Origin of the sequence: Mycolicibacterium sediminis (genome assembly GCF_010731735.1) — a bacterium.
Taxonomy (GTDB): Bacteria; Actinomycetota; Actinomycetes; order Mycobacteriales; family Mycobacteriaceae; genus Mycobacterium; species Mycobacterium sediminis.
In genome coordinates this window covers 4,457,539-4,478,934 of record NZ_AP022588.1, presented here as the reverse complement: position 1 = coordinate 4,478,934, position 21,396 = coordinate 4,457,539, and the positions used below count along the sequence as shown (strand labels likewise).

Here is a 21,396-nt window from a genome sequence, read left to right as displayed (position 1 = left end):
GCTCCACGACCTGGGCGATCGCTGCCAACGGCGGTGGACGGGAGCACGCGTCGCGTCGCCGCGAGGCGTGACGGTCGTGCCGCCGGACGGGGAGCTTCCGGTCCGCCGGGCACCCGACGGCATTTCGGGACAACGGGATTCGCGAGCCACCTGCCGCACGCGTTCGGCGGCTGCGGCACCGAGCGGGGTTCGATCGCCCCGGCCGGCCATCGGCACCGGGCGAACCGCCGGATCGACACCTCGCCGGGCGCGTCGTCGGCGCCGATCGAGACGTGTCGGTGACGGTTTCTCCGTAGTTGCGCGCCCGCGGTTCGAGCGGGTCCAGACTTCCAGTACAGGTCCGTGCCACAGCCCCGGCGCGGCGTGACCGAAGCGAGCCCGCATGCCCCTGAACGACCTCCACCCGCCACGCCGCGCCGTCCTCGCGGGCGCCGCACTCGGCGTCGTCGCCACGGCCGCCGCGTGCAGCGGTGCCGGCGACGGCGCTGCGCCGTCCGCGACCTCGAGCGCCGACGGCGCGCCGGCCACGTTGGCCGCAACGGCGGACGTTCCCGTCGGCTCCGGCGTGATCGTCGACGACGTCGTGGTCACCCAACCCACCGCCGGCGTGTTCAAGGGCTTCTCCGCGGTGTGCCCGCACGCCGGGTGCAACGTCTCCGAGGTCGACGACGCGAACATCGTCTGCCGCTGCCACGGCAGCAGGTTCGACCTCGAGGGGGCCGTCGTCAAGGGTCCGGCCACCAAGCCGCTCGAGGCCAAGGCCGTCGTCGTCCGTGGGGAGTCGATCGTCGCCGGCTGACGATCGGCGGGCGGTGCGAGGATGGCCAGATGAGTACGCGCTGGCAGGAGACCGACGCCCCCCGCGGTGACGACTACGACGCACGCTGGCGGACGCTAGCGGCCGACGGCCAGGAGATCCACGGCGAGGCGGACCTGGTCGACGGTCTGCTGAGCGAGATCGGTGGGTCGCGGGTGCTCGACGCCGGATGCGGCACGGGACGCGTCGCCATCGAACTCGCCAGGAGGGGGCGCACGGTCGTGGGCGTCGACCTCGACGAGGCGATGCTGGACACCGCCCGGGCCGAGGCCCCCGAGCTGACGTGGCTGCGATCCGACCTCACCGCGGTCGCCGGACTCGCCGACGCGCCGTTCGACGTCGTGGTCCTCGCCGGGAACGTGATGATCTTCGTCGCGCCCGGAACGGAGGTGCCGGTCCTGTCGGCGCTCACCGCGCAGTTGGCGCCCACCGGCCTGCTGGTCGCCGGCTTCCAGCTCGACCGGCTCCCGGTGGACCGCTACGACGCGTTCGCCGCCGACGCGGGCCTGCGTCTCGTCGCGCGGTGGGCGACCTGGGAGCGCGAACCGTTCACCGGCGGCGACTACGCGGTGTCCGTGCACGCCAGGATGGCCGGATGACCGGCTTCGCCGCACTGCCGGCGCCGGACGACGGCGTCCCCCACCTCGCCGACGTGGTCCCCGCGGTGCTGACCGCCATGGGCGCGTCGGGCTTTCCCAGTTCGATCACGTTGCCCGCCGACGTCTCGGGCGCGTGCGTCCTGCTGATCGACGGTCTCGGCGAGGAGTTGCTCGACGCCCACGCCGCCGACGCGCCCGTGATGGCGGGGATGCGGGGGCGCGCGCTCAGCGTCGGCTTCCCGTCGACCACCGCGGCCGGGCTCGCCGCCGTCGGCACCGGCCGCCGGTCGGGCGAGCACGGGATGGTCGGCTACAGCTTCCTGCTGCCCGGAACCGGTGTCGTCAACGCCCTCACCTGGCGACCGCACCCGTGGGGCGAGGATCTCCGCGATAAGGCGGAACCCGAACGGGTGCAACCGCTTCCGACCACCTTCGAGCGCGCCGAAACCGCGGGCTTGGCGGTCAGCGTCGTCTCCGCGGCGAAGTTCGCGGACTCCGGCCTGACCCGGGCGGTCCTGCGCGGCGGTCGCTACGTCGGGGTGCACGCCATCGGCGACCTGGCCGCACGGGCGCGATCCGTGGTCACCGACGGCGGATTCTGCTACGGCTATCACGCCGACCTCGACATGCTGGGCCACCTGTACGGCCCCGGTTCGGAGGCCTGGCGGATGCAACTGCGGCAGGTCGACCGCCTCGTCGAGTCCGTCGTCGAGGGCCTGCCGCCCGGCGGCCTGCTCGCCGTGGTCGCCGATCACGGGATGGTGGCCGTCGACGGAGGGAGCACGGTCGACCTCGACGACTCCCCCGCACTGCTACGCGGCGTCGCCGCGATCGGTGGCGAGGTCCGAGCCCGCCACGTGTACGTCGACCGCGGCGCCGCCGAGGACGTGCTCGCCGCCTGGCGCGACGGGCTCGGCGACCGGGCCTGGGTGGTGTCGCGCGACGAGGCGGTGGCCGCCGGCTGGTTCGGCCCGCGCGTGTCCGACGAGGTGCGGGCGCGGATCGGCGACGTGGTCGCCGCCGCACGCGACCAGGTGGCGCTCGTCCGCCGGGCCACCGAACCCGTGGAGTCGTCGTTCATCGGGCACCACGGGTCGCTGACGACGGCCGAGCAGCGGGTGCCGCTGCTGCTGGCCCATCGCTGACCCGGCTACCCTCGACGCCCGTGATCGTCCTGCTGCCGCCGTCGGAGACCAAGCGCGACGGCGGTGACGGTCCGCCGCTGCGGTTCGACGCCCTCGGCTTCCCCGAACTCGACCCGGTGCGCCGCCGGCTGGCCGACGAGGTCGTCGCGCTGGCCGCCGACCGTCCGGCCTGCCGCGCCGCGCTGGGCATCTCGGCCGCGCAGGACGGCGAGATCGACCGCAACGCCGCCGTTCCGACTGCGCCGACCATGCCCGCGATCAGCCGCTACACGGGAGTGCTCTACGACGCGCTCGACGTCGAATCGCTGCGCGGCGCGACGGCGGTACGGGCGCGGGCGCGGCTGATGGTGGGCTCGGCACTGTTCGGGCTGCTGCGCGCCGACGACGAGATCCCCGCCTACCGGCTGTCGGCGGGTTCGAAGCTCCCCGGCGCACCCACGATGGCCGCCCGGTGGAAGCCGGCGCTCGAACCCGTCCTCGCCGACCTGTCGCGGCGCGAGCTGATCGTCGACCTGCGCTCGGGCGCCTACGCGGCGCTGGGTCGCGTGCCCGGCGCCGTCGACGTCGACGTGGTGTCCGAGCGGCCCGACGGCACCCGCACGGTGGTCAGCCACTTCAACAAGGCCCACAAGGGTCGGCTGGCCCGTGCGCTGGTCACCTCGCGCGCCGAACCCGACGACGCCGGCAAGGTGGCGGCGATCGCACGGCGCGCGGGCATGACCGTCGAACGCGACGGCAACGCGCTGCTCGTCGTCATCCCCGCCTAGGGGGCGTTTCTTTCGGCGAGCGTGCGTGTCTGCGGCCGACACGCCGGGTCAGGACCTGAGTTCGCTGGAGCCGCTTGCGGAACGCTCGCGGGTCAGGGCTCGGCGGTGATCCCCGGCGCCGGCGCGTCCCAGTGATCGGCGTTGACGGCCGCCTGCCATGGACGCCGGCGCACCGGTCCGTGCCTGCCCTTCGGCCACCCCACCACGACGTGGCCGGCCAGCATCCAGTCGTCGGGCACCCCGATCGCGTTGCGCAGCAACGTCTCTCCGCCGTAGGACGACCAGCTGGTCAGGCACGCGCCGAGCCCCTGGGCGCGAGCGGCGAGCAAGAAGTTCTGCATGGCGGGGAAGATCGAGCCGCCGAGCAGCATGTCGGACGCGAGGCGCAGCCGCCGCTGGGCGAACAGGACAGACGTGAACTCACCCGCCCGGTCGTGCAGCTCGTAGGTGGCCCGGTTGTCCCTGGCGCGCCGGGAGTCGTCGTCGGCGGCGGGCCGGGTCATACCGTAGGCCTCCTCGATGACGGTGAGCGCCCGGCGCGCTGCCTCGGCGACCACCTCCCGCTGCTCGGGTGAGCGCAACACCACGAAGCGCCACGCCTGCGCGTTGGCGCCCGACGGCGCCCACGTCGCGGCCTCGATGCAGCGGGCCAGCACCGCGTCGTCGACCGGCTCGTCGGTGAAGCGACGGATCGTCCGGGCGGTCGACATGACCTCCCAGATCCCGTCGCAAGCATCGGGCACGGTCACCTCGGATCGGGTGCGGACGGGCGTGCGGCCACGCTCACAACGTCCCGAACAGCTCGATCGAGTTGCCGTCCGGATCGGCGATGAACATCCAGCCCATGCCGGGCACCGGTGCGAACTCGGTCGGCGGTTCGACGATCTGGTAGCCGGCCGCCTCCACCTTCTGCGCCGCCGCGGCGAGACCGGTGACGCCGATGGTGAAGTAGCGCAGCCCGGCCTGTGCCTTGCCGCCGCCGGGAACGGGTGGCGCCGCGGGCGGGGTGTGGTAGCTGACCAGTTTCAGCACGCTCGCGCCGAGGACGTAGCGGCGTTGCGAGCCCTCGGCGAACTCGATCTCGCCCTGCAACTCGAGTCCCAGGAAGCCTTCGTAGAAGTCGACCATCGCGTCGAGATTGGTGGTGACCAACCCGATCTCGACGGTGGGGCTCAGCAGTTCAAGGTTCACGGTCACCTCGCGCACTCGCAGTGGGTCTTCGACGGTCGGAGCGTAACCGGTGGGGTGCGGTGCCGGTGGTCGCCATGACGTCGATTGGCCTACCGCGGGCGGTCGGCGACCGTAGTCTCACCGGACGGCCCGGACGCGAGACGGGAGGGCGGCCGGTGCAGACCTTCTGGCGGTACCTCCGCATCCAGGCCTTCGTGCTCGTGTGCGGCATCGTCGGCCCGATCTTCCTGTTCGGCTACTTCCTCTTCCAGCCCGACCCGACGCTGAGGTGGATGTACTGGTGGGGCCTGTTCATCACCGCAGCCGACGTCCTGATCGCGCTCTGGCTCGCCTCGGCCACCGCGGGTCCGGCGACGCAGGCCACGCCCGACGCGGACGACTGAGCGGCGCCCAACGTGCGGCCGTGGCGGCGACACGGCCGAATCCTCGCCGTACCCGCACGTACGGCGGCCCGTGGCGGGGACGGGCGCCTGGGAGACGCCGCGGACACGCCGCGACACCGGTCCGATTTTCCGGACTGGCAGCGATCTGACAGACTGTGCCGCGAGGGGAGTATTCCTTCGCCGCGGTTTCGTCATCACGTCGTCCAACGTTGGGCGGCCGGTGCCGCGGGCCGCATCATGCGGTGGCAGAGACCTCGGCCGTTTTGTCGCGACCGGAGGAACTTGTGAACGTAACCAGCATCGAGTGGGCAGTCACCCTGGGCGTGACGCTCGCCGTACTGCTGTTCGACATCGTCTTCATCGCTCGCAACCCGCACGAGCCGACGTTCAAGGAATGCGCGATCGCGCTGTCCTTCTACGTCGGCCTGGCCGTCGCGTTCGGCGTGTGGGTCACGTACTTCCACGGCAGCCAGTTCGGCGTCGAGTTCTTCGCGGGCTGGCTCACCGAGTACAGCCTCTCGATAGACAACCTGTTCATCTTCCTGATCATCATGGCGAGCTTCAAGGTGCCGAGGAAGTATCAGCAGGAGGCGCTGCTGATCGGCATCATCCTGGCGCTGATCTTCCGCGGCATCTTCATCGCGCTCGGCGCGGTGGCCATCAACCAGTTCTCCTGGATCTTCTACGTCTTCGGCGCGTTCCTCGTCTACACCGCGATCTCGCTGGTCCGCGACACCGACCACGACGACGACGGTGAGAACGCCGTCGTGAAGTTCGCCCGCAAGCACGTCACCATCACCGACAAGTGGGACGGTCTGAAGCTGTGGATCAAGGAGGACGGCAAGCGTCTGATGACGCCGATGTTCCTCGTGATCGTGGCGCTCGGCACCACCGACCTGCTGTTCGCGCTGGACTCGATCCCCGCGATCTACGGGCTCACCAAGGAGCCCTACATCGTGTTCACCGCGAACGTGTTCGCGCTGATGGGTCTGCGCCAGCTGTACTTCCTGCTCGGTGACCTGCTCAAGCGGCTGGTGTACCTGTCGTACGGGCTCGCGTTCATCCTCGCCTTCATCGGCGTCAAGCTCGTCCTGCACGCGCTGCACGAGAACGAGTTGCCGTTCATCAACGGTGGCGAGCACGTGCCGGTGCCCGAGATCCCCACGCTGGCCAGCCTCGGCGTCATCATCGTGACACTGGTCATCACGACGGTCGCGAGCCTCTACAAGACCCGTGTGGTCGACAAGAAGGACGTCGACACGTTCGCCACCGACACCGACACCGACACCACGACGGACGAAACCGTGGAGAAGGACCGCAACGTCGGCGGTCCGAGCTAGGAGTCACCCGTGTCCGAGTCGCGGCCACCGTTCCCTCCGTTCGACTTGGCGTCGGCGACGGCCAAGGTCCAGGCCGCCGAGGATGCGTGGAACACCCGCGACCCCGAACGGGTGAGCCTCGCGTACACGGAGGACTCGCAGTGGCGCAACCGCGACGTGTTCGTCACGGGCCGCGCGGCGATCGTCGACTTCCTGACCGCGAAGTGGAACCGGGAACTGGACTACGCGCTGCGCAAGAGCCTGTGGTCCTACGACGGCGATCGCATCGCCGTGCGCTTCCAGTACGAGTGGCACGACGCCGCCGGCGCGTGGTTCCGCAGCTACGGCAACGAGCTGTGGGAGTTCGACGAGCACGGCTTGATGCGGCGCCGCGAGGCCAGCATCAACGACGTGCCGATGGCCGAGTCGGAGCGCCGGCTGTTCGGTCCGCGGCCCGAATCGGAGCACGGGGTCGACATCCCGCTGCGGTGACCGGGCGTCGGGTTGCCGAACCGGCTGGGAGCCCGCATGATCCGAGTCGATGGACCTCACCTCTGCACGCGAATTGGCCGACGTCGACGCCCTCGGGCAGGCCGCCCTGGTGGCCGCAGGCGACCTCACCGCCACCGAACTCCTCGAGGCGGCGATCCTCCGGGTCGAGGCCACCCGCGGCCTGAACGCCATCGTCACCGACCTGTTCGACCCCGGCCGGGACCAGGCGAAGACGGTCGCACGGGGGGGCGGTCCCCTGGCGGGCGTCCCCTTCCTGCTGAAGGACCTCGGCGCGTCGCTGGCCGGTGCGCCCGAGGCGATGGGCTCACGGGCACTGCGTACGCACGTCGCGACCGAGAACGCGTGGATCGTGGACCGCTACCTCGACGCGGGCCTCGTCGTGTTCGGCAAGACCAACACCCCCGAGTGGGGCAATCACTGCACCACCGAGCCGTCGCTGTTCGGTCGGACGGCCAACCCGTGGTCGGATGGCGTCACGCCCGGTGGGTCGAGTGGCGGGTCGGCCGCCGCGGTGGCAGCGGGTGTGGTGCCCGCCGCCTCCGGCGGTGACGGCACGGGTTCGATCCGGGTGCCCGCGTCGTGCTGCGGGCTCGTCGGGCTGAAGCCGCGCCGCGGCCGGACGTCGTTCGCCCCGGGCGGCGGGCACGGCCTGGAGGGGCTGGTCAACGAGCACGCACTGACCCGCACCGTCCGCGACAGCGCGGCGCTGCTCGACGCCGTCGCCGGATCTGCGCCCGGTGACCCCTACACCGCGCCGTCGTCCACCGGCTTCCTCGCGGCGCTGGCCGCCCCCGTCGAGGGGCGACGGATTCTCACCACCTCCGAGTCACCCTTCCCCGGTGCCGGCACCCATCCCGAGGTCGCCGCCGCCGTCCACGCCGTGGCAGGCGTGCTGGAGGAACTGGGTCATCACGTCGACGCGGGCGCTCCGACCGTCGACCCCGACGCGGTGGCCGACGCCATCGCCGTGCTGCACACGGTCAGCAACGCCCAGTTGCACGCGTTCGCCAAGGAGCACCTGGGTCGCGAACCCCGCGAGGACGAGTTCGAGGACAGCACCTGGGTGATGATCCGGGAGGGATTCCACACCACCGGGGTGGCCTACGCCGAGGCGATCGGCGCCGTGCACGCCCAGACCCGGCGGTTCGTCGCGAGCATGGGCGAGCACGACGTGCTCTTGGTGCCGACGCTGCTGACGTTGCCGCCGCCGTATGCGCTGCTCGACCGGCCCCGCGGCACCACGCGCGCGTTCTTCGACGTGGAGTTCGCGACGACGGGGTGGACGACGCTGGCCAACGTGACGGGGTGGGCGGCGATCTCGCTGCCGCTGGGCGTCAGCGCAGAGGGTCTGCCGATCGGTGTGCAGCTGATGGCGGCCGACGAGACGGTCCTGCTGCAGCTCGCCGCCCAACTCGAGGACGCGATGCCGTGGTGGGACCGGCACCCTGCCGCGTGGATCGGCGTCTAGGGGCGGGTCACTCGGCGGCGACGAGTTCGGCCGCGGGCACGGGGATGCGTGCGGTGACCGTCGTGCCGACACCGGTCCGGCTCGCAACGGCCAGCTCACCCGAGACGGCCGCCACCCGGTCCTTGAGGCCGATCAGGCCGCTGCCGCCTCCGGTCGCCGCTCCCCCGACGCCGTCGTCGGCGATCACCAGCGTCAGTGCGGCGTCGTCGAGGGTTGCCCGCACCACCACCTCGGACGCCTCGGCGTGCTTGGCGACGTTGACGAGCGACTCGGCCACCACGTAATAGGCGGCGACCTCGATCGGCTCGGGCAACCGGCCCGCCACCGACAGCTCGAGCCCGACGGGCACTACCGAACGACGCGCCAGCGTCTTCAGTGCGGGTGCGAGCCCACCCTTGGACAGGATCGCCGGGTGGATGCCGCGGGACAGCTCCTGGAGTTCGGTATAGAGGTCGGCCATGCCGTTGATCAGGTTCTCCACCTGGTGGCGCAGCGCGGCGTCGCCCTCGGGCATCGACGCCTCCAGCGTCCGCAACCCCAGACCCAGTGACACGATGCGCTGCTGGGCGCCGTCGTGCAGGTCGCGTTCGATCCCGCGGCGGGCCTGGTCGGCCGCCGCGACGATCCGCGAGCGCGACGCCTTGAGTTCCTCGCGGTTCTCCGCGTTGCGGATCGCGGTGCCGATCAGGTCGGCGAAGTCGCAGATCTGCTCCTCGGCCTGCGGTGGCATCGGGTCGGACGCGGCGGAGCCGACGATCAGCGCACAGCGGGTCTTGCCGTCGACGACGACGGGCGCGCCGACACCCGAACGCAGGCCGAGATCGCGCAGTCGCGTCGCGATCGAGCCCGCGACCCCGTCGTAGTCGTCGACCCGGGCGGGCGTGCCGGTGCGGTGCACCCGTGCGGTGACGCTGTCACCGTCCAGCGACAGCCGCTCGCCGACGACCAGCTTCAGCCTGTCGGTCGCGTCGACCGCGGCGAGCACCACGCAGGTGTCGTCCGTCTCGTACTTCGTCAGCGTGACGTGCTCGACGCCGAGACCGCGCGCGAGCTCCGTGACGGCCACCGGATAGACCTCGCTGGGCTCGGCGCCGCGGGCGACCAGTGTGGCGACGCGGCGCAGCGCGGCCTGCTGACGGGCCAGCGCGTCGGCCTCCCGTCTGCGCCGCTCGGACTCGGCGGCCCGCAGCCGTGCCTGCCCGGCGAGGACGTTGGCCAGCAGCGCCACCGGAAGGAACACGAACAGCGCGGCGGCGACACCGTCGAGGTGGAAGGACAGGTAGACGAGCGTGCTGGCGATCGACATCGCGACGGCGAGCCCGACGTGCCAGCCGGCGGATACGACGAGCACTCCGAGCAGGAAGATCGCGCCGAACGCGTTCTCCGGCGCCACGCGCGCCAGCACCAGCACGACCGCGGTCTCGGCGGCGAGGAAGCCGATCGCCACCACGATCCCCCAGCCGAGCGGCCGTGCGTCGGGGCGCAGCACCACGCCGAGCAGGCGACTGCGGAGCGGCCGCTGCGCGTCTCGACGTTCTCCGTGGTCGGTCATCGATCCGGATGGTAGTGCGTCAGCGGGAATGCGGTGTTTCCAGCTAGCAGCAATGCCCTGGCTGCGCGCCGCTGCCACACTCGAAGGATGTCGTATTCAGGAGGTATCTCGTGCGCTGCCTGATCGTCGACGACAGCGCGAACTTCCGGGACGCCGCGCGCACCATGCTCGAGCGGGCGGGGATCCAGGTCGTCGGGATCGCGAGCAACACCGCGGATGCGCTCGCGCAGTATCGCGACCTGCACCCGGACGTGACGCTCGTCGACGTCGACCTCGGGGTCGAGAGTGGCTTCGACCTGGTGGCCGAGCTGAACGAGTGCGAGACGCCTGCACCCTCGACCATCCTCATCTCCACGCACTCCGAGCATGACTTCGCCGACATGATCGCGGCGAGCCCGGCGCTGGGGTTCGTGCCGAAGTTCGCACTGTCGGCGGCCGCGATCCGCGACCTCGTCGCACACCGGGACTGAGGGACTCAGAGCGAGTCGAGGTACATGATCACCGCGCGGACGCGTCGGTGGTCGTCGCCGGTCTCGGGCAGGCTGAGCTTGGTGAGGATGCTGCGCACGTGCTTCTCGACGGTGCCCTCGGTGACCCAGATGCGCCGCCCGATGCCCGCGTTGGACAGTCCCTCCGCCATCAGCGTCAGCACCTCGCGCTCGCGGGCACTGAGCGCTCCCAGTGGATCGTCGCGACGGCGTGCCGAGACCAGCTCGGCGACGAGCGCGGGGTCGACGACCGACGCGCCGCCGGCGATGCGGCCGACGGTGTCGACGAAGTCCGCGACGTCGGTCACGCGGCTCTTGAGCAGGTAGCCGATGGAGTGTCCGCCGGCGAGCAGTTCCATCGCGTGGTCGACGTCGACGTGCGAGGAAAGCACCAGGATCGCGATGCCGGGCCACTCCTCGCGGATCTTCCGTGCGGCGTCGAGCCCCTCGGTGCTGTGCGTCGGGGGCATCCGGATGTCGACCACCGCCAGCGCGGGCTGGACGTCGCGGACGAGGTCGAGGAGCCCGGTGGCGTCGCCGGCTTGCCCGACGACGTCGAACCCGGACCGGTCGAGCAGGCTCGCCAACCCCTCCCGCAGCAGGACGTCGTCGTCGGCGACCACCACCCGTATGGCACTCATTCCCGAGATTCTCGCACCCACAGCCACTTCGATGCTCGTTGGCAGGGAATGTGGTCGGAAGCGGTTTGCCACCGTGTGCCGGGGCGAAGCCGCCAAGCCGGTCGGAGCGGCCTGCCGGGCGTGCGACACTCTTGCCCATGGTCATGTCAATCGAGCGCCCCAAGCTGGAAGGCAACGTCGCCGTCGGGGCCAACCGCCAGCTGGGCTTCGCCGAGTTCGGTGATCCACTGGGCCGCGCGATGTTCTGGCTGCACGGCACGCCGGGCGCGCGCCGTCAGATCCCCGTCGAGGCGCGCGCATACGCCGCGCACCACGGGATCCGGCTGATCGGCATCGACCGCCCCGGCATCGGCTCGTCGACCCCGCACACGTATGCCAACGTGCTGGCGTTCGCCGACGACCTGCGCACCATCGCCGACGTGCTGGGCATCGGCCAGATGGCCGTGATCGGCCTGTCCGGTGGCGGCCCCTACACGCTGGCCTGCGCCGCGGCCATGCCCGACCGCGTGGTCGTCGCCGGCGTGCTCGGCGGCGTCGCGCCCACGGTCGGCGAGGAGGGCATCGGCGGCGGACTGATGGGCTTCGGCTCGAAGGTCGCCCCCGCGCTCCCCCTCATCGGGCTACCGCTGCGACTCGCGGCGGTCGGGATGGTGCGCGCCATCCGGCCGATCGCCCCGGTGGCGCTGTACGCCTACGGCCGGATCTCCCCTCCCGGTGACCGTCGCCTGCTCGAACGGCCCGAGTTCGGCGCGATGTTCCTCGACGACCTGCTCAACGGGAGCCGCAAGCAACTCGCGGCGCCGTTCGCCGACGTGGCGGTGTTCGCGAAGGACTGGGGTTTCCGGCTCGACGAGGTCAAGGTGCCCGTGCGGTGGTGGCACGGCGACAAGGACCACATCGTGCCGTTCGCGCACGGCGAGCACGTGGTCGGGCGGTTGCCCGACGCCGAACTCACCGCGCTGGCCGGCGAGAGCCATCTCGGCGGGCTCGGGGTCGCCGAGGAGATCATGGGCTCGCTGATGGAGCTGTGGGACGCGGTCGACGAGAAGCGTTGACCGCGGCGGTCAGCCCGGCCGGCCCATCACGCCGTCGAGCCAGTCGAACACGTAGCCCTCGAACAGGGTGGCGCCGAACCCCTCGCAGTGTCCGCCCGCGCCCTCCTCGGCGCTGAACGTCGTCAGCCGCTTGGGGCACCTGAGCTTCTCGTAGAGGATCTCGCCCTGCGCGGCGAAGTCACCCTCGCCCTCCGTCAGCAGCGTCGGGCACCGGATGTCGTTCACGACGCCGTCGAGGGTGAACTCCAGCTGCTTGCGCAGGAAGTCGCCGACGGTGCGGGTGCCCATGGCCGCCATGCGCGATCCGAACCACTCCCGGGACCGCGGATCGGACACCACCTCCTCGAGGGCGGCGTCCAGTTCGGGATCGGCGTCGGTCAGGCGGTCCAGGAATCGCTCGGGATCACCGGGGACGCGGTCGGCCAGGCCACCGAGGCGGGACTCGAAGTCGTACTGACCGGGATCGGCGATGAGCGCGGCGACGCGCGGCTCGAAGGCGGTGGCACGAGGCCCGAGGAAGCCGCCGAACGAGCGGCCCAGGACGGCGACGGCCTGGGGGTGGACGCCGATCCGGCCGAGCAGCCAGTCGAAGGCGGCCCGGAACGGCACCTCGTAGTCGGGCCGGAAGGTCTTGCCGTGCTCGAAGAGCATGCCACCCTGCCCGGGACCCTCGAAGACGAAGAAGTTGTAGCCGCGCGGTAGGGCCATGTACCCGGTGGCGAGGTACCCGGCCTCGGCGGTCGAGTCGAAACCGCAGGGGGCCATCACGGTGGGCCGCGGGACGCCGTCGTCGGCGGCCTTGAAGAAGTACCCGGTCATGGTCACGCCGTCGTACGGAATCTCCGCGATCACGCTGGACCACTCGAGCAGTGGCAGCGCCGCCCGGAACGCCGCGCGATGTTCGCGCCACGCGCGCAGCAGCCGTTCGTCGGTGATGTCGTGGCGGATGAAGAAGAACGACTGGCGCCAGTACTCCGCGGCGCGCAGGTAGGCCTTGCGGGCGGTCACCGCGCGGCCCTTCGCCAGCGCGTCGTCGGCGAGCTGGCGGGCCACCTCGGCCGTCGCCGACCACTCCTCGAACCACGAGTCGTAGTCCCCCGGGATGGTCCGTCCGGCGGTCGCCAGCGCCTCGCCCAGATCGGCCGCCTCGGCGGCGACGGCGATCAGCGTCCGGCTCAGCTGGGCGTCCATCTCGACGTCGTCCAACAGTTGCGTCACGTTCCGCTTCCTCCCCACACGGATCGTCCTTCCATTCGATCGATGTCCCCCCTCGACGTCGCTCGGCGACGTCACCGTATCCGAGCGTTCGTCGGATCGTAGATCGGCCTGCGCGACAGCGTGATCGGGTACCGCGTCCCACCGACGTTCACCTCGTAGCCACCGGTGTCGAGCCACGCCGCGTCGACCGGTGACCCGTCCGCCGAGCGCACGTTCGCCAGCCCTACGCACGATCTGCATGTCTCGCCCCACGCCGCCGACGTGACCTGTCCTGCGACGACGCCGTCCCGCAGGACCAGCTCGCCACCCCACAGCATCGCGTCGGGCGAGGCCACGGCGAAGCTCACCACCCTGCTCGGACGTCCGTCGGCCCTGGCCTTCTCGACCGCGGCGCGACCGAGGAAGTCGACGTCGGTGCCGAGCTTGCACGTGAACAGCAGCCCGGCCTCGACGGGATCCACGTTCGGGGTCAGCTCGCGGCCGAACGCCCGGTACCCCTTCTCCAGCCGCAGCGACTCGATGGCGTAGTAGCCGCCGCGCGCGACGCCGAGCGCCTCGCCCGCGGTCAGCAGGTCCTCGTAGACGCCGACGGCGAACTCCGCAGGCACGTAGAGCTCCCACCCGAGTTCACCGACGTAGGTGATGCGGGTCGCGCGAACACCGCCGTAGCCCAACGTGATCCGACGGCTGGTGCCGAACGGGAACGCCTCGTCCGACAGGTCGGCGTCGCTGAGCGGCGACAGCAGTTCCCGGGAGCGCGGCCCCATCACGCCGAAGACCGCCATCGCGGAGGTGACGTCGACGACCTCGGCGCGACAGCCCGCGGGCAGGTTCCGCGTGACGTGGTCCCTGTCGCGTTCCGTGGTGGCCGCGCTGCTGACCATCAGGTACTCGTTCTCGGCGGTCCGGGTCACCGTCACGTCAGCCTCGTAGGTGCCGCGCGCGTTCAACATGCCGGTGTACACGCACGAGCCGACCTCGACGGCCATGTCGGCGGTGCACAGCCACTGCAGGGCGGCCTCGGCGTCCGGGCCGACGACGAGGTACTTCGAGAACGACGTCTGGTCGAACACGGCGACCGCGGTGCGGGTGGCGGTCTGCTCGGCGGCCGACCACGGCAGCCAGTTCTGCTTGCCCCAGGAGTACTCGATCACCGGTTCCGACCCGGCCGGTGCGAAGAAGTTCGCCCGTTCCCATCCCATGCGGCTGCCGAAGTTGGCGTTCGCCGCGGCCAGCAGGTGGTGCACCGGCGAGCGGCGGAAGGGACGCGCCGTGCTCATCTCTCGGTTCGGCCAGGGGATCTCGTAGTGCAGGCCCAGGACCTCGGCGACACGGTCGTGCAGCCAGCGGTTGTTGCCGTTGAACGGCGCGAAGCGGCGGATGTCGACGCCGGTGAGGTCGGTCGTCGGAGCCCCCTCGACGATCCACTCGGCCAGTGCCCGCCCGGCACCGCCCGCCGACGCGATCCCGACGGAGTTGAAACCCGCTGCCACGAAGTAGTTCCCGCACTCCGGCGCCTCACCGAGGATGAACTGGTTGTCGGGTGTGAAGCTCTCGGGGCCGTTGTAGAGCTTCTTCAGCCCGGTCTCCTCCAGCACCGGGATCCGCAGCAGGGCGTTGTCCATCAGGATCTGGAAGTGCTCCCAATCCTCCTCCAGTAGCTGGAATTCGAACGGGTACGGGATGGCGTCGGGACCGACCCACGGTTTCGCCTCGGGCTCGAACCCGCCGATGACGAGCCCGCCGACCTCCTCCTTGAAGTAGGTGTAGCCGTCGGGGTCCCGCAGGATCGGCATGTCGGTGTGCACGCCGTCGATCGACTCGGTCACCACGTAGAAGTGTTCGGCGGAGTGCAGCGGCACGTTGACCCCGGCGAGTGCGCCCACCTGCTTGGCCCACTGGCCGGCGCAGTTGACGACGACGTCCGCCTCGACGTCGCCCGCGTCGGTGCGCACCCCGGTGACGCGGCGTCGCCTGCGGTCGTCGCCGTCGCTCGTGGTGGTCACGCCGATCACCCTGGTGCGCTCCCGGATTCGCGCTCCGCGCATCCGCGCGCCCTTGGCCAGTGCCAGGGTGAGGTCGGTCGGGTTGGCCCTGCCGTCGGCGGGCAACCAGATCGCGCCGACCAGGTCGTCGACGCGCATCACCGGGTAGTGCGCGAGCGCCTCGTCGGGGGTGAGCAGTTCGCATTCCATGTCGAACGCGGCGGCGTTGGCGGCGGTGCGGCGCAACTGGATCATCCGGTCCTCGGTCCGCGCCACGGTCACGCCACCGCACTGGCGGTAGCCCGCGGTCAGTCCCGTCTCCGCCTCGAGTTCGGTGTAGAGCGCGGTGGAGTACTGCACCAGCCTGGTGCCGCCCTCGGAGGCGCGCAGCTGACCCACCAGCCCGGCGGCATGCCAGGTGGTGCCCGATGACAGCCGGCCCTGCTCGAGGAGCAGCACGTCGGTGTAGCCGAGCTTGGTCAGGTGATACGCGACGCTCGTGCCGATCACGCCGCCACCCACGATGACAACCCGGGCGCGGTCGGGCAGCACGGATCCGGTCGTTTCCTCGGTCAACTCGTCCGCCTTCGATCGGGTGTCCGCACGTCGTCGAGCAGGCGTGTGAAGTCCGGCCCCCGGAACTCCTCGACGGCGCGTTCGTAGCGCTCCATCCCCCACTCCCAGAAGTCGAAGTCGAGCGGACTCGATCCGTTCTGGATGCAGCCCCAGAGGGTCCAGCCGTACTGAGACACCGTGCCCTGCAGTCGGGCCCGCGCGATCGATCGCCGCTCGGCGCGCCCGTGGTAGCAGGTGACGAGCTCCTCGAGCTGGTCGAGCGAGAGCCGGCACTCGCGCCACACGTTGCCGAGTTCGAAGCAGGGGTCGTTGTTGCCCGAGTACTCGTAGTCGATCAGCCACACGTGGTCGCCGTCCTCCACGAAGTTGGCGGCCAGCAGGTCGTTGTTGCACGGCACGCTGGCCTCGTCGCCTGCGAGCGCCGCCCGGATGTCGGAGAATTGGCCGGCGTAGGCGTCGTAGTCCGATGGGATGCGGAAACCGTTGTCCAGCGCGGTCTTCAGGTAGCGCGGCTGGATCTCGAACATGTCGAAGTCATTGCCGAACCGCGGTCCCTCGTGCAGCGTCCGGCAGCCTGCGGCCACCTTGGCGATCACGCCGGGGCGGTCGAAGTCGTCGTCGCTCAGGGTGTGGCCCGGGACGAACCCGATCAGCAGGATGCCGAGGTCGGGGCGGTAGTCGACGACGGGCGCACCGACACCGGCCTCCTCGGCCGCGCGCGAGTTCTCGTACTCGACGTCGCGGTCGATGGCCAGCAGGCTCGTCGACGTGTCGCAGCAGCGGGCGACGTACACGCCGGTCGGGGTGGTGACCTTGACGTTGCGGTTGGTGAGCCCGCCGGGAAGGTCCTCGAGGACCCGGGGCTGATCGGCGAGCACCGGGAACCCTCCGAGCATCTCGTCGAGGTCGGCGTCGGGCATGGCGGCGAACGACACCGCGGTCAGTCTCCGTCTCCGCCGCTCAACGCGCGAGCCAGCATGTGCATCGCCACGGTGGTGGACCGCTCCCTCACGTCGGAGCGGCTGCCGGGGAGCAGCAGGGTTCGTGTGGTCGTGGTCCCGTCGCCAAGTGCGACGCTGAAACACACGGTGCCGACCGGCTTCTCGGCACTTCCGCCGCCCGGGCCGGCGATGCCGGTGGTGGCGATCGCCGTGTCAGCGCCGAAGCGCCGCAGCGCGCCGGCGGCCATCGCCTCGGCGACGGGCTCGGACACCGCGCCGTGCTCGGCGATCAGCGCGGCGTCCACGCCGAGCAGGTCGGACTTTGCCTCGTTGGAGTAGGACACCACACCGCCGGCAACGTACGCCGACGACCCGGCGCGGTCGGTCAGTCGCGCGGCGATCATTCCCGCCGTGCAGGATTCGGCCGTCGCGATCGTCCGGCCGCTGAGCAGGGCCGCCACCTGGTCGTCGATCAGGGCACCGTCGGTGGAGAACATCTCCCGGGCGTGGTGGTCGCGCAGCAGCCCCACGAGGCCGGCGTAGACGTCGACGTCGTCCGGTTCGTAGCGCGTGACGATCTCGAGTTCACCGCGCCGCAGGCACGTCGTGATCTCCATCCGCTCGAAGCCGGCGATGCTCTGCTCCCCGATGCGCAGCGTCTCGGCGAGACCCGACTCGGGCAGACCGAACATCCGGATGGTCTCCTGGCGGTACGTGGTGCGTCCGGCGGTCGCCTGCTGGACCGCCGCCGTGGCCACCGCGCGCGCCCACATCGGCTGCAGTTCCCGCGGCGGCCCGGGCAGCACCACGACCGTCGGCGTACCGGGAACGACGACGCCGGGTGCGGTACCGACCGGCTCGAGGATCTCGGCGCCCACGGGCACCATGGCCTGCTTGCGGTTGGCGGCCAGGACGGCCTCGAAGTCGACGGCGGTCGAACTCGTGGTCCGGCGTTGAATCATCCGCCGCAGGATGTCGGCGATGCGCTCCTCGAGTTCGGGGTCGAGCAGGAGTTCGCGGCCGCAGAACTCCGCGACGGTCGCCACGGTCACGTCGTCGGCGGTGGGGCCGAGGCCACCGCTGGTCACGATCAGGTCCACGCCCTCGGCCGCCAGGAACCTCAGCTGCGCCAGGATGTCGGCGGGACGGTCGCCGCAGATCGTGATGTGGGCCAGCTCGACGCCGAACTCGAGCAACCTGTCGGCGAGCCACGGTCCGTTGAGGTCCCGAACCCGCCCGGTCAGGACCTCGGTACCGGTGACGACGATTCCCGCGCGAACACTCACGGAACTGACACTACGACCAAGGCCACCCTCGCGAGCGGCGGTGGTCGCGGACGCGCCGCCCGCCGGCCGCACGACGGGTTCGTCGGGCCCGTCCGGGGTGCTCGGCGTTGCGGCTACCGTGGTCGCATGGCCTCCACATCCAGCGAAGACCGCGCCGCCGACGTCGCACCCGGCGACCTCGTCGACGTCGACCGGGGCGACGGCCCGCGCCCGTACAAGGTCGTGCACCGCGATGACACCACGTCCGGCGGCGCCGCCGCCGTGCTGTTCACCTTCGAGGACGACGACGGCGAGACCTTCGACGTCGAGTTCGCCGCCGACGCGGTCGTCACCCGCGCGCTCGAGTCGAAGTGGGAGTCCGAGCAGGCGGGACACGAGCCCGGCGCGCCTCAGTAACGACGCCGGTCGTCGTCGTCCTCGTCGCCCACGATCGATTGGTGCTGCTCGACGTAGTCCGCGGGATCCGACTCCAGCGCCGGCTCGTCGACGGCCGTGACGCCGCCGTCGGGCCGTTCGGCGGTCTCGCGGGCCTGTTCGGCGACGTCGGCCGGATCGGCCTCCTGCGATGGCTCCATGCTGGACATCGTGCGATCTCCCTTCCGTCGACGCGGGGCAGGCGTGCCCCGACGGGGGCGCGTACCCCGACCGTCGGGGCTCGTAACGCCGAGGGTCAGCGCGGTTCGATCGGGACGCCGATCGCGTCGGCGTCGTACGGCGTGACCCGCGCCCAGGTGGCCGTGGCCGTCGTATCGGGGACCGTCGCGTGCACCACGACCGTCTCGCCCGGGAACACGGTCACGTAGTTGTCGTCGTAGGTGATCGGGAGTATCTCGTCGCCGTCCCGGGTGGGGGTCACCTCCACCCGCGCGAAGAACGCGATCCGGCTGGAGGGGTTGGTCAGTCGGACCGCGATGCCGTCGCGCCCGTCACCGTCGACCTCGCTGCTCGCCGAGACCGTCAGCGGCGCGGGCGGGAGCGAGTTCAGCGCCGTCATGTCCGCCCAGTTCGACTGGTTGAGCACGAAGGCGAAGTCACGATCGGGATCGCCGACGTCGTCGTTCTGCCGGGACTGCCAGTACACGTTCTCGGTGATCACGCGCCCGTCGCGGTCGAGGAGCTCGGCACGCACGAAGGACACCGGCGAGTCACGGGCCACCCGCGGCAGGTTCAATGCGGTCACCGCACCGCCGGACGGCACCGTCAGCGGCCCGCTGGTCCTGTCGTCGCGGACCCGGCCCGCGGTGTCGTACACCCGGACCCGGACCCGCAGGTCCGATTCGTCGCGCGGGGTCTGGTTGACGGCGGTCACCACGGCGCGGTCGTGATTGCCGGTGGCATAGGAGTCGAACGTCACCGTCAGCGGCCGCAGGCCCTTCTTCGCGCCGAAGTAGGCGCCGCCGGGTCGCAGGTAGTAGTCGAAGACGTTGCCGAAGAAGGACGGCCAGTGGTTGTTGAGCATCCAGTAGAGCGTCATCTTGTGCCCGGCCCAGCCGAGCGCGGCGAACGACTCGAACTGGGCACGCGTCGACTCGTAGTGCGCGAGTTGGGCCTTCGCGGTGAACTGCTCGGCACTGCTGGACGGGCCGTACCGGCGGTTGACGGCGCGCTGGATGCTGCGCAACGCGGCATTGTCGGGGTTGGAGCCGGCGTGGAAGTACCAGTCGTCGTTGATGGGCCACAGCTTGTCCGGCGGGATGAAGCGCTTCAGGCTCGCGAAGGGCGGGATGTGCTCGTTGTCGCCCTGTTCGGCGGAGGCGCCGCGTGCGGCGCGGTACTCGCCGCTGAACCAGTACGTCGGCGGCCGCCACGTGTAGGGGCCCGCCATCTGGATGCCGTCCCACAGTCGGCGACCGGTGGCGTCGACGGTGTAGGAGGACACGCTGTCGACGACGGCGTTCTGCCAGTGCAGGTCTCGGAGGATGGCGTGGTAGGCGTCGGCGACGGGCGCGGGTGGCCGCCCATCGCTCGCATTGGCCCAGACGAACGCCGACGGGTGCGATCGCAGCATGGTGACCTGTGACCGCAGGCTCGCCCGCGCGACACGATTGTCCTCGGCGTCCCACTGCGGCCACTTCTCCCACTGGTTGCAACACATCCAGCCGACCATCAGCGGGATGCCCAGTTCGTCGGCCCGCTCCGCGAAGCGCGCGGTCGGGATCTTCGACTCCAGGCGCAGCATGTTCAGCCCGAGGTCGCGGGTGTAGCCGAGGACGGCGTCCTCGCGGTCGGGGTCGTAGTCGTAGAGCAGGTCGGGGGTGTAGGTGGCTCCGCGGACCAGGAAGTCGCGCCCGTTGACCCTGAGGTAGAAGCTGCCGCCCAGACCGAGTTCGGGGAACTTTTCGTCGTCGTCGCGGAACTGTTCGACCTCCCGCACGCCGAACCGCTGCGACGTCGTGTCCACCGCCTTCCCGAACTGGACGAACTCGAGGCGCAGGTCGTACAGCGCGGGGTCGCCCATCGTGTACGGCCACCACAGTGTGGGCCGATCCAGGGTCAGCGCCGCGAAGTCGTCCGGGCTGAACTGGGCCTCGACGGTCTCCCGCGGGCCCAGGCTGACCGGGCGCTCGACGGTGATCGGTGGGGTGCCGGGCCGCTCGATGGTGGCTCTGAGCACGCCGCGCGACCGCTCGGACGACGCGTTCGACAGGGTGGCGTAGATCGTGAGCCGCGCGCTGTCGGTGGCGGGCAGGGGCAGGTCGGTGGTGACGGTCGCGGGGCCGATGGCGACCGTGCCGGACGACCTGAGGTACACGGGCTTCCAGATGCCGGCATTGCGGTCGGCGACGAACGAGTTGCCGTTGCCCGGATTCTTGTTCGGGCCCTGGTATCCGAGGTAGTTCCAGTTGATCCAGTCGAACCAGCTGTCGGCGAGTTCGACGCCGTCGACGTCCTGTAGCGCGCGCTCGGGGGTGACCTTGACCGCGAGCGTGTTGGCCCGGCCCGGCTGGATCCAGCGCGAGACGTCGACGTCGTGGTCGACGTACATGCCCACGATCTCGTCGTCGTCGGCCACCAGCGAGCCGTTGAGCCAGATCTGGGCCCGGTAGTTGATTCCGGGGAACTCGAGTCGGTAGTCGGTGTGCCCCGCGGGTGCCTCGAATGTCGTTCGGTACCACCAGTCCTGCCGCCAGAGATCCTGCGGCACGTCCTCGAGCAGGTTCTTCCCGTAGTACAGGTTCGGATAGGTGCCGTCGTCCTCGAGGGCCTGCAGCACCGTGGCCGGCATGTCGGGCACGCCGTGCCATCCGGCGGGCCGGTAGTCCGCACGCGACATCGCGGCCCCGTCGTCGCCCACGTCGCGGGCGGATGCCAGTTGCCAGCCGTCGGAGAGTTCGGTCTGCGTCGCGGGCGGCTCGGGTTGGGCGAAGCGCGGCAGGTCGCCCGCGCCGAGCAGCAGCACCACCACCGAGATGACGAGCCCAAGGACGGCCGTCCGGCGCATCTCGGTCGCG

At 70.9% G+C, this 21,396-nt stretch carries 21 protein-coding genes; 11 read left to right on the top strand and 10 right to left on the bottom strand.

The annotated features are described in order from the left end of the window. The first annotated feature begins 382 nt into the window (after positions 1–382). From G6N64_RS21410 to yaaA, 4 genes are read left to right on the top strand one after another with little or no spacing between them, the layout of a single operon-like run. A complete protein-coding gene (locus G6N64_RS21410; protein ID WP_163799567.1) occupies positions 383–799 on the top strand; it encodes a Rieske (2Fe-2S) protein in 417 nt (138 codons plus the stop codon). A 29-nt stretch (positions 800–828) separates the two neighbouring features. After that, positions 829–1,416 (top strand): class I SAM-dependent methyltransferase, encoded by a 588-nt coding sequence (locus G6N64_RS21405; RefSeq protein ID WP_163799565.1) that lies wholly within the window; start codon positions 829–831, stop codon positions 1,414–1,416. After that, positions 1,413–2,561, top strand: coding sequence for an alkaline phosphatase family protein (locus G6N64_RS21400; protein ID WP_163799563.1), 1,149 nt, complete (start codon positions 1,413–1,415; stop codon positions 2,559–2,561). The genes G6N64_RS21405 and G6N64_RS21400 overlap by 4 nt, the downstream gene beginning before the upstream one ends. A gap of 20 nt (positions 2,562–2,581) precedes the next feature. Further along, the gene (gene yaaA / locus G6N64_RS21395) at positions 2,582–3,328 is read left to right on the top strand and encodes a peroxide stress protein YaaA (RefSeq protein WP_163799561.1); all 747 of its coding nucleotides are present in this window, start codon (positions 2,582–2,584) and stop codon (positions 3,326–3,328) included. A gap of 92 nt (positions 3,329–3,420) precedes the next feature. Here yaaA and G6N64_RS21390 read toward each other — a convergent pair whose 3' ends face one another. Both G6N64_RS21390 and G6N64_RS21385 read right to left on the bottom strand, forming a co-directional pair. Beyond that, a complete protein-coding gene (locus tag G6N64_RS21390; RefSeq protein WP_163801993.1) occupies positions 3,421–4,038 on the bottom strand; it encodes a nitroreductase family protein in 618 nt (205 codons plus the stop codon). 73 nt (positions 4,039–4,111) lie between these two features. Beyond that, positions 4,112–4,525 (bottom strand): VOC family protein, encoded by a 414-nt coding sequence (locus G6N64_RS21385; protein WP_163799559.1) that lies wholly within the window; start codon positions 4,523–4,525, stop codon positions 4,112–4,114. Between the two features lie 149 nt (positions 4,526–4,674). Here G6N64_RS21385 and G6N64_RS21380 point away from each other — a divergent pair, with 149 nt between their 5' ends. The 4 genes from G6N64_RS21380 to G6N64_RS21365 all read left to right on the top strand — a co-directional run bounded on the left by G6N64_RS21380 (position 4,675) and on the right by G6N64_RS21365 (position 8,202). Then, positions 4,675–4,902 (top strand): hypothetical protein, encoded by a 228-nt coding sequence (locus G6N64_RS21380; protein WP_163799557.1) that lies wholly within the window; start codon positions 4,675–4,677, stop codon positions 4,900–4,902. Between the two features lie 284 nt (positions 4,903–5,186). Further along, a complete protein-coding gene (locus G6N64_RS21375) occupies positions 5,187–6,242 on the top strand; it encodes a TerC family protein (RefSeq protein WP_163799555.1) in 1,056 nt (351 codons plus the stop codon). Between the two features lie 9 nt (positions 6,243–6,251). After that, complete coding sequence (locus tag G6N64_RS21370) at positions 6,252–6,713, top strand: nuclear transport factor 2 family protein (RefSeq protein WP_163799553.1); 462 nt, start codon at positions 6,252–6,254, stop codon at positions 6,711–6,713. Between the two features lie 49 nt (positions 6,714–6,762). Next, a complete protein-coding gene (locus tag G6N64_RS21365) occupies positions 6,763–8,202 on the top strand; it encodes an amidase (protein WP_163799551.1) in 1,440 nt (479 codons plus the stop codon). Positions 8,203–8,209: 7 nt separating this feature from the next. On the opposite strand, the gene G6N64_RS21360 is transcribed toward G6N64_RS21365, so the two are convergent. Next, entirely contained in the window at positions 8,210–9,754 is a 1,545-nt protein-coding gene (locus tag G6N64_RS21360; protein WP_163799550.1) for a histidine kinase, read from the bottom strand. A gap of 110 nt (positions 9,755–9,864) precedes the next feature. On the opposite strand from G6N64_RS21360, the gene G6N64_RS21355 reads away from it, so the two are divergent. Beyond that, positions 9,865–10,224, top strand: coding sequence for a response regulator transcription factor (locus G6N64_RS21355; RefSeq protein ID WP_163799548.1), 360 nt, complete (start codon positions 9,865–9,867; stop codon positions 10,222–10,224). Between the two features lie 5 nt (positions 10,225–10,229). Here the strand turns inward: G6N64_RS21355 and G6N64_RS21350 are convergent, their stop codons facing one another. Beyond that, positions 10,230–10,883 (bottom strand): response regulator transcription factor, encoded by a 654-nt coding sequence (locus G6N64_RS21350; RefSeq protein ID WP_163799546.1) that lies wholly within the window; start codon positions 10,881–10,883, stop codon positions 10,230–10,232. Positions 10,884–11,020: 137 nt separating this feature from the next. On the opposite strand from G6N64_RS21350, the gene G6N64_RS21345 reads away from it, so the two are divergent. Then, positions 11,021–11,938 carry an alpha/beta fold hydrolase gene (locus G6N64_RS21345; RefSeq protein ID WP_163799544.1) on the top strand — a complete coding sequence of 306 codons (918 nt, stop codon included), beginning with the start codon at positions 11,021–11,023 and terminating at the stop codon, positions 11,936–11,938. A 9-nt stretch (positions 11,939–11,947) separates the two neighbouring features. On the opposite strand, the gene G6N64_RS21340 is transcribed toward G6N64_RS21345, so the two are convergent. From G6N64_RS21340 to G6N64_RS21325, 4 genes are all read right to left on the bottom strand, one after another. Further along, a complete protein-coding gene (locus G6N64_RS21340) occupies positions 11,948–13,156 on the bottom strand; it encodes an alpha/beta hydrolase family protein (RefSeq protein WP_163799542.1) in 1,209 nt (402 codons plus the stop codon). Between the two features lie 71 nt (positions 13,157–13,227). Further along, a complete protein-coding gene (locus G6N64_RS21335; protein WP_246230743.1) occupies positions 13,228–15,717 on the bottom strand; it encodes a GcvT family protein in 2,490 nt (829 codons plus the stop codon). Beyond that, on the bottom strand, positions 15,714–16,652 hold the full coding sequence (locus tag G6N64_RS21330; RefSeq protein WP_308206619.1) for a phosphotransferase: 939 nt from the start codon (positions 16,650–16,652) through the stop codon (positions 15,714–15,716). The genes G6N64_RS21335 and G6N64_RS21330 overlap by 4 nt, the downstream gene beginning before the upstream one ends. 5 nt (positions 16,653–16,657) lie before the next feature. Beyond that, positions 16,658–17,944, bottom strand: coding sequence for a competence/damage-inducible protein A (locus G6N64_RS21325; protein WP_163799541.1), 1,287 nt, complete (start codon positions 17,942–17,944; stop codon positions 16,658–16,660). 126 nt (positions 17,945–18,070) lie between these two features. On the opposite strand from G6N64_RS21325, the gene G6N64_RS21320 reads away from it, so the two are divergent. Next, a complete protein-coding gene (locus tag G6N64_RS21320; RefSeq protein ID WP_163799538.1) occupies positions 18,071–18,340 on the top strand; it encodes a hypothetical protein in 270 nt (89 codons plus the stop codon). Here the strand turns inward: G6N64_RS21320 and G6N64_RS21315 are convergent. Next, the gene (locus G6N64_RS21315) at positions 18,334–18,519 is read right to left on the bottom strand and encodes a hypothetical protein (protein ID WP_163799537.1); all 186 of its coding nucleotides are present in this window, start codon (positions 18,517–18,519) and stop codon (positions 18,334–18,336) included. The two genes, G6N64_RS21320 and G6N64_RS21315, sit on opposite strands and share 7 nt — an antisense overlap. A gap of 95 nt (positions 18,520–18,614) precedes the next feature. Continuing rightward, positions 18,615–21,386: a glycoside hydrolase family 2 protein gene (locus G6N64_RS21310; protein WP_163799535.1), complete on the bottom strand. Its 2,772-nt coding sequence runs from the start codon at positions 21,384–21,386 to the stop codon at positions 18,615–18,617. Positions 21,387–21,396 lie beyond the last annotated feature (10 nt).